This is a genomic window from Melaminivora alkalimesophila, assembly GCF_000282995.1.
GTDB lineage: Bacteria > Pseudomonadota > Gammaproteobacteria > Burkholderiales > Burkholderiaceae_C > Melaminivora > Melaminivora alkalimesophila.
In genome coordinates, this window is sequence record NZ_ALEE01000575.1 from 1 (window position 1) to 6,197 (window position 6,197).

At 72.3% G+C, this 6,197-nt stretch carries 5 protein-coding genes; all 5 read left to right on the forward strand.

Annotated features, from left to right (window positions below):
- Positions 1 to 1,012 (forward strand): phospho-N-acetylmuramoyl-pentapeptide-transferase (mraY, locus tag A612_RS11265; protein ID WP_019374581.1); only part of this gene is annotated, 1,012 nt, incomplete at its 5' end.
- A 2-nt stretch (positions 1,013 to 1,014) separates the two neighbouring features.
- A complete protein-coding gene (gene murD / locus A612_RS11270) occupies positions 1,015 to 2,787 on the forward strand; it encodes a UDP-N-acetylmuramoyl-L-alanine--D-glutamate ligase (protein WP_019374582.1) in 1,773 nt (590 codons plus the stop codon).
- Complete coding sequence (ftsW, locus tag A612_RS11275; RefSeq protein WP_019374583.1) at positions 2,784 to 4,070, forward strand: putative lipid II flippase FtsW; 1,287 nt, start codon at positions 2,784 to 2,786, stop codon at positions 4,068 to 4,070. Before murD ends, ftsW begins: the two co-directional genes overlap by 4 nt.
- Positions 4,067 to 5,140, forward strand: a complete 1,074-nt coding sequence (gene murG / locus A612_RS11280) for an undecaprenyldiphospho-muramoylpentapeptide beta-N-acetylglucosaminyltransferase (RefSeq protein WP_019374584.1) — start codon at positions 4,067 to 4,069, stop codon at positions 5,138 to 5,140. Before ftsW ends, murG begins: the two co-directional genes overlap by 4 nt.
- A partial coding sequence (gene murC / locus A612_RS11285) for a UDP-N-acetylmuramate--L-alanine ligase (protein ID WP_019374585.1) occupies positions 5,137 to 6,197 on the forward strand: 1,061 nt, incomplete at its 3' end. The genes murG and murC, both read left to right, overlap by 4 nt.

Genomic DNA, 6,197 nt, shown 5'->3' on the forward strand with positions numbered 1-6,197 from the left:
CGGCCAGCCGGTGCGTGGCTACGCCATGGACACGCACCTGGTCAAGAGCGGCACGCCCACCATGGGCGGGGTACTGATCCTGCTGGCGATCGCCATTTCCACGCTGCTGTGGTTCGACCTGTCGAACCGCTTCGTGTGGATCGTGCTGGCCGTCACCCTGGGCTTCGGGGCGATCGGCTGGGTGGACGACTGGCGCAAGGTCGTCAACAAGGATCCCGAGGGGATGCGCTCGCGCGAGAAATATTTCTGGCAGTCGCTGATCGGCCTGATGGCGGCGCTGTACCTGGTGTTCTCGATCTCGGAGAACTCGAACGCGCGCGTCTTCGAGCTGTTCCTCACCTGGGTGCAGTCGGGCTTCTCGCTCGACCTGCCGCCCAAGGCGGGGCTGCTGCTGCCGTTCTTCAAGGAGGTGAGCTACCCGCTGGGCGTGCTCGGCTTCGTCGTCCTGACCTACCTGGTCATCGTGGGTTCGAGCAATGCGGTGAACCTGACGGATGGCCTGGACGGGCTGGCCATCATGCCGGTGATCATGGTCGGTTCGGCGCTGGGCATCTTCGCCTACGTGACGGGCAACGCGGTGTACGCCAAGTACCTGCTGTTCCCGCACATCGCCGGCGCCGGCGAGCTGCTGATCTTCTGCGCGGCGCTGGCCGGCGCGGGCCTGGCCTTCCTGTGGTTCAACGCACACCCGGCGCAGGTCTTCATGGGCGACGTGGGGGCGCTGGCGCTGGGCGGCGCGCTCGGCACCATCGCGGTGATCGTGCGCCAGGAGATCGTGCTGGCGATCATGGGCGGGATTTTCGTGGTCGAGGCGGTCTCGGTGATGCTGCAGGTGGTGTGGTTCAAGTACACGCGCCGGCGCTACGGCGAAGGCCGGCGCCTGCTGAAGATGGCGCCGCTGCACCACCATTTCGAGAAGAGCGGCTGGAAGGAGACGCAGGTCGTCGTCCGGTTCTGGATCATCACCATGCTGCTGTGCCTGGTGGGGCTGTCCACGCTGAAGCTGCGCTGACCATGACGGAACCCAGGCAAGACATCCCCATCGCAGCCGCACCGCCGGCGCCCACGGCCGCCGCCGAGGCGGCCGAGTTCGTGGCGCGCATCTTCGCCGAGGTGGGCCGCGAGGAAGAACAGGCGCCGGGCCGCGACACGCCGGCCGCGGCACCCGCCGCCACTGCGCCGGTCGATGCGCCTGGGGCGGCTGCGGCGGAGCTGGACGCGCAGGCGCTGGCGGCGACGCTCGGCGGCCTGCTGGCCGGGCGGCGCGTGCTGGTGCTGGGCCTGGGAGCGTCCGGGCTGGCGATGGCGCGCTGGTGCGCCGCCTGCGGGGCCGAGGTCACGGTGGCCGACACGCGCGCCGAGCCGCCGCAGCTGCCGGCCCTGCGCCAGGAGCTGCCGCAGCTGCGCTTCATCGCCGGACCCTTCGGAGAAGGCCTGCTGGCCGAGGCGGGCGGGCCGCACGCCGTGCTGCGCTCGCCCGGCCTGGCGCCCTCGCAGGTGGCGCCGGTGGTGGACGCGGCGCGCGCCATCGGCGTGCCGGTGTGGAGCGAGCTGGACCTGTTTGCCCAGGCGCTGGCGGCGCTGGGCGAGCGGCACGGCTACCGCCCGGCCGTGCTGGCGATCACGGGCACCAACGGCAAGACCACCGTGACGGCCCTGACGGGGCAGCTGCTCGAGCGCGCCGGGCTGGATGCGGCAGTGGCCGGCAACATCGGGCCCACGCTGCTCGACACCCTAGCTGCGCGGGTGCGGGGCGCCACGCTGCCGGCCGCCTGGGTGCTGGAATTGTCGAGCTTCCAGCTCGACGGCGTGCAGGGTTTCGAGCCGACCGCGGCGGTGGTGCTCAACCTGACGCAGGACCACCTCGACTGGCACGGCGACATGCCGGCCTACGCGGCCGCCAAGGCGCGCATCTTCGGCGAGCGTGCGCTGATGGTGCTCAACCGCGAGGATCCGGCCGTGATGGCGATGCTGCCGCCGCCGGCGCCCACGGGCGTGCGCGGGCAGCGGCCCCGGCCGCGTGCCCACGTGTGCTTCGGCGCCGACCTGCCGCGCCGCCCGGGCGACTTCGGCATCGAGGTGGTGGCCGGCATGGCCTGGCTGGTGCGGGCGCACGAGGCCGAGGCGACGGCGCGGCGCCCGCGTGGCGCTCCAGCGCAGGGCGCCGAGGAGCTGCTGCACATCCAGCGCCTGATGCCGGCCGAGGCGCTGCGCATTCGCGGCCGGCACAACGCCACCAACGCCCTGGCGGCGCTGGCGCTGGCCCAGGCGGCGGGCTGCGCGCTGGGGCCGCTGCTGCATGGCCTGCGCGAATACCGCGGCGAGCCGCACCGCGTGGAGCCGATCGCCGTGGTGCACGAGGTCGAGTACGTGGACGACAGCAAGGGCACGAACGTCGGGGCGACGGCAGCGGCGTTGGCGGGCCTGGGGGCCGAGCGCCGGCTGGTCGCGATTCTCGGCGGCGATGGCAAGGGGCAGGATTTCACGCCGCTGGCGGCGCCGGTGGCGCGCCACGCGCGCGCGGTGGTGCTGATCGGGCGCGACGCGCCGCAGATCCGCGCCGCGCTGCAGGGCTGCGGCGTGCCGCTGCTGGAGGCGCACACGCTGCCCGCGGCGGTGCGGCTGGCAGCGGCGCAGGCCCGGCCGGGCGATGCCGTGCTGCTTTCGCCGGCCTGTGCCAGCTGGGACATGTTCGATGGCTACGTGCAGCGCGCGCAGGTCTTTCGCGCGGCGGTGCAGGAGCTGGCCGAGGAGGCGGGCCAGCCCATGGGAGGGAGCGGGGCATGAGCGCCGCCACGGGCAAGGCCGGACACGCCGCCGGGCGCTGGCAGCGCTGGCAGGCCTGGCTGGGTGCGCGCCGCGAGGGGGCGGACGTGCTGCTGCCGGTGCGCGTGGGCGGCACCGAGTACCGCCAGACCACCGCCACCCCGGCGCACGTGCTGGGCTTCGACACCGCACTGCTGTGGGTGGTGGTGCTGCTGCTGGCCTTCAGCCTGGTGATGGTTTATTCGGCCTCCATCGCCATGCCGGACAACCCGCGCTTCGGCACGATCGCGCCCACGCACTTCGTGCTGCGCCATGCCATGGCCATCGGCATGGGCTTCGTGGCGGCGCTGATCGCCTTCCAGGTCTCGATGAATGCCTGGGAGCGCATGGCGCCCTGGCTGTTCGTCGCCTCGCTGGTGCTGCTGATCGCGGTGCTGGTCCCGCACGTCGGCACCATGGTCAACGGCGCGCGGCGCTGGCTCAGCCTGGGGGTGATGAACTTCCAGCCGTCGGAGCTCGCCAAGTTCGCGGTGCTGATCTACGCCGCCGACTACATGGTGCGCAAGATGGAGGTCAAGGAGCGGTTTTTCCGCGCGGTGATCCCGATGGGCGCGGCCGTCGCCGTGGTCGGGGCGCTGTTGCTGGCCGAGCCCGACATGGGGGCCTTCATGGTGATTGCCGTGATCGCCATGGGCATTCTGTTCCTGGGCGGCGTGAACGCGCGCATGTTCTTCCTGATCGCGTTCATCCTGCTGCTGGCCTTCGCCGCCATGGTGTGGCTGTCGCCGTGGCGGCGCGAGCGCATCTTTGCCTACCTCGACCCTTTCAGCGAGGCGCACGCGCTGGGCAAGGGCTACCAGCTCTCGCACGCGCTGATCGCCATCGGCCGGGGCGAGGTCTTCGGGGTGGGGCTGGGGGCGAGCGTGGAGAAGCTGCACTGGCTGCCGGAGGCGCACACCGACTTCCTGCTGGCGGTGATCGGCGAGGAATTCGGCCTGGTGGGCGTGCTTGCGCTGATCCTGGCCTTCCTGTGGCTCACGCGGCGCATCATGCAGATCGGTCGCCAGGCGATTGCGCTCGACCGGGTGTTCTCCGGCCTGGTGGCGCAGGGCGTGGCGATCTGGCTGGGTTTCCAGGCCTTCATCAACATGGGCGTGAACCTGGGGGCGCTGCCGACCAAGGGGCTCACGCTGCCCCTGATGAGCTTCGGCGGCTCGGCCATCCTGATGAACCTGGTCGCCATCGCGGTGGTGCTGCGTGTCGATTACGAGAACAAACTATTGATGAGGGGAGGCCGCGCATGACCGGCAGGACCGCCCTCATCATGGCCGGCGGCACCGGCGGCCACATCTTCCCGGGCTTGGCCGTCGCCGAGGAGCTGCGCGCGCGCGGCTGGCGCGTGCATTGGCTGGGCACGCCCGGCAGCATGGAGGCGCGCATCGTGCCGCCGCAGGGCTTTGCCTTCGAGGCCATCGATTTTTCCGGCGTGCGCGGCAAGGGGCTGGCGACGCTGCTGCTGCTGCCGCTGCGCCTGCTGCGCGCGCTGGCGCAGGCCTGGGGCGTGCTGCGGCGCGTGCGCCCGGACGTGGTGGTCGGGCTCGGCGGCTACGTGACCTTCCCCGGCGGCCTGGTGGCGGCGGCCACGGGCCGGCCACTGGTGCTGCACGAGCAAAATTCCGTGCCCGGCATGGCCAACCGCCTGCTCGCCCGCGTGGCCGAGCGTGTGTTCACCGCCTTCCCCGGGGTGCTGGCCGGCCGGCGCACGCAATGGGTGGGCAATCCGCTGCGTGCCGCCTTCCTGCGGCAGCCCGCACCGGCCGAGCGCTTTGCCGGGCGCAGCGGTCCGCTGCGCCTGCTGGTCGTGGGCGGCAGCCTGGGGGCGCGTGCGCTCAACGAGATCGTGCCCCAGGCGCTGGCGCTGGTTCCGGCCGGGCAGCGCCCGCGGGTCGTGCACCAAAGCGGCGCCACGCAGATCGAGCAGCTGCGCGCCAACTACCAGGCGGCCGGCGTCGAGGCCGAACTGACGCCCTTCATCGAGGACACGGCGGCCGCCTGTGCCGAGGCCGACCTGATCGTCTGCCGCGCCGGCGCGAGCACCGTGACCGAGATCGCTGCCGTGGGCGCGGCTGCCGTGTTCGTGCCCTTTCCCTTCGCGGTGGACGACCACCAGAGCACCAACGCGCGCTTCCTCACGGACGCCGGCGCCGGCTGGCTGGTGCCGCAGGACCGGCTGACGCCCGAATGGCTGGCGCAGCTGCTGCAGGAGACACCGCGCGCCACCTTGCTGCAGCACGCGCAGCGGGCCCACGCGATGCGAAAGACACAAGCCACCCGCGAGGTGGCGATGGCCTGTGAGGAGCTGGCCGCACCATGAAGCACGCCATCCAGCACATCCACTTCGTCGGCATCGGCGGCTCGGGCATGAGCGGCATCGCCGAGGTGTTGCACAACCTGGGTTTCCGGATCTCGGGTTCCGACCTGGAGGACGGGCCGGTGCTGCAGCGCCTGGCGTCGCTGGGCATCGCCACGCGGGTCGGCCACGCCGCCGCGCACGTGGCCGGCGCCGACGCGGTCGTCACCTCCACCGCCGTGCAGGCGGACAACCCGGAGGTGCAGGCGGCGCGCGCGCAGGGCATTCCGGTGGTGCCGCGCGCGCTGATGCTGGCCGAGCTGATGCGCCTGCGCCGCGGCATCGCCATCGCGGGCGCGCACGGCAAGACCACCACCACCAGCCTGGTCGCCAGCATCCTGGCCGAGGCCGGGATGGACCCGACCTACGTCATCGGTGGGCGCCTGAACAGCGCCGGCAGCAACGCCCGGCTCGGACAGGGCGAATACATCGTGGTCGAGGCGGACGAGTCCGACGCCTCCTTCCTGAACCTGCTGCCGGTGCTGGCGGTGGTGACCAACATCGACGCCGACCACATGGAAACCTACGGCCACGACTTCGGCCGGCTCAAGCAGGCCTTCGTGGACTTCCTGCACCGCATGCCCTTCTACGGCCGCGCCATCGTCTGCACGGACGACCCGGCGGTGCGCGAGATCGCCCCGCAGGTCGCGCGCCCGCTCACGCGCTACGGCCTGTCCGAGGACGCCGACGTGCGCGCCACCGGCGTGCGCGCCGTGGGCACGCAGATGCACTTCGGCGTGCAGCGGTGCATCGCGGGCGAGCCGCTGCCGGCGCTGGACGTGGTGCTCAACCTGCCGGGCCTGCACAACGTGCAGAACGCGCTGGCGGCCATTGCCGTGGCGGCGGAGCTGCAGGTGCCGGACGCGGCGCTGCTGCGGGCGCTGGCGGGCTTCACCGGCGTGGGGCGGCGCTTTCAGGGCCACGGCGAATTGCCGGCCCGGGGCGGCGGGCACTTCATCCTGGTCGAGGACTACGGCCACCACCCGGTGGAGCTGGCGGCGACGCTGGCGGCGGCGCGCGG

Excerpts from the sequence above, each read along its gene's own strand:
- ftsW (WP_019374583.1), top strand. The coding sequence starts at position 2,784 with ATGAGCGCCGCCACGGGCAAGGCCGGACACGCCGCCGGGCGCTGGCAG.
- murD (WP_019374582.1), top strand. The coding sequence starts at position 1,015 with ATGACGGAACCCAGGCAAGACATCCCCATCGCAGCCGCACCGCCGGCG.
- murG (WP_019374584.1), top strand. The coding sequence starts at position 4,067 with ATGACCGGCAGGACCGCCCTCATCATGGCCGGCGGCACCGGCGGCCAC.